We start from the raw sequence: 1,456 nt of genomic DNA on the forward strand, positions 1-1,456 counted from the left end.
AGGGCGGCTGACGCGCCGCGGCTGGTGATCCTTGTCCCGACCGGTGTCCCGTTCGATTGATCCCACACTAGTCCGCCCCGCCTGAACCGAATTGGAACCGCCCGTTCATTCTGCGTTCAGCTTGTCGGAGCGGCGGCCGCACCCTCGCCGCGCGACGCCGCGGCCGCGCGCCCGCGGACAGGCACGGCAGCGCGCCGCCGCCGCGGCCCGTTGTTTTCACGAGGTCTTTCGTTAAATCCCGCCGCTGCGCGCCTTTGGCCCGCGGGCGGGCGTCAGAAGCCGGCCGGGACCAGGAGCAGGATCTCGAGGTCGCGCTCGGGATAGAAATCGGTCTTCTTCATCTCGAAGGTCGTGGGTCCGGTCTTGGTGACGCCTTCGCCGCAGAAGCTGACCACGTTTTTCGGATCGCCCTTGTCGACGGTCAGCGTGAACGACCCGATCGGGCCGGCCCAGTTGTTGCCGGTCATCAGGATGTAGGAGATCCAGTTCTCGACATAGAGCTGGGTTCCCGTCTCCATCTGCGCCTTGCGGGTCTTCTGCGCGATCCGCACCATGGCGTCGTCGAGACAGTACCGCTTCCGGTACTCCGCGAAGCGCTCGCCGCGCGGCTCGCCGTTCTCGTCGAGATAGGTGACGTCGACCGTGCCGCCGACACTGGTGGCGTAGCGGTGCTTGACGGTCACCTCGCTGTTGGCCGGATAGACGGTCTTCCACCAGTAGACCGATTTCAGCGTCCATTGCGGCACGATGTGGTCCTTCATGCCGCTGCCGTCGTCCCACTGCTCGACGCCGACGAGGCCGAGCCCCCTCAGCCGCCCGACCGCCTCGGGACCGAGCCTGGACAGCGCCACGGCGGTCGCCTCGGCACCCGGCATCAGCGGGATGTCTTCCGCCTTGAGCTCCGCGGTCAGGTCGACCTCGTGGACCAGGGCCTGCTGCTGCAGCTCCGCCCTGATCGGCCGTCCGTCCTGGCTTGCTTCGAAGCCGAGGAAATTGTCGCCCGCGTTCGGGTCGAGGGCCACCATCTCGTAGCCGCTTGCGATGTCGGGAACCGGGAAGGCCACCAGCGCCTCTACATCGGCGTCGGTGGTGTTGCGGAACCGGTACTCGACCCGCACCTCGGTGGGCGAGATGTAGAGCTTCTCCTCCACCATGGAGATCGCGTCGGTCTGCACGAACACCAGCCCGCCGGTCTTGAGTTCGGCGGTGGTGTCATTGGCCGTCGCCGCCGGCGCCGCCCACAGCAGCATCAGGATGGCAGTTGCAGCGCGCGTCGTCGATAACATGGCGGTCCCCCTGATTACGGCTTGCCCGACGTAATCAGCCGCCGCGGCATTGCGCAACAGAATTCGCGGGGCGGCGGGCCCGCCACGCGGCGCCCGCCTCACAGCGCCTTGCTCCAGACCTGCATCGGCTTGACCCTTTCACCCGCCTCGCCGCGGTCGCGCCAGGAAAA

Annotated in this window: 1 protein-coding gene; it reads right to left on the reverse strand. The window is 67.4% G+C overall.

All coding sequences use genetic code 11. From position 1 onward, the window contains the following. Nucleotides 1-272: 272 nt before the first annotated feature. Nucleotides 273-1,286 (reverse strand): DUF4424 domain-containing protein, encoded by a 1,014-nt coding sequence (locus LL06_RS25420; protein WP_035533688.1) that lies wholly within the window; start codon nucleotides 1,284-1,286, stop codon nucleotides 273-275. Between the last annotated feature and the right edge of the window lie 170 nt (nucleotides 1,287-1,456).

The sequence above is a fragment of the Hoeflea sp. BAL378 genome (assembly GCF_000759435.1).
Lineage (GTDB): Bacteria > Pseudomonadota > Alphaproteobacteria > Rhizobiales > Rhizobiaceae > Hoeflea.

Coding starts and splice junctions, on each gene's coding strand:
- LL06_RS25420 (WP_035533688.1), bottom strand. CDS start 1,286: ATGTTATCGACGACGCGCGCTGCAACTGCCATCCTGATGCTGCTGTGG.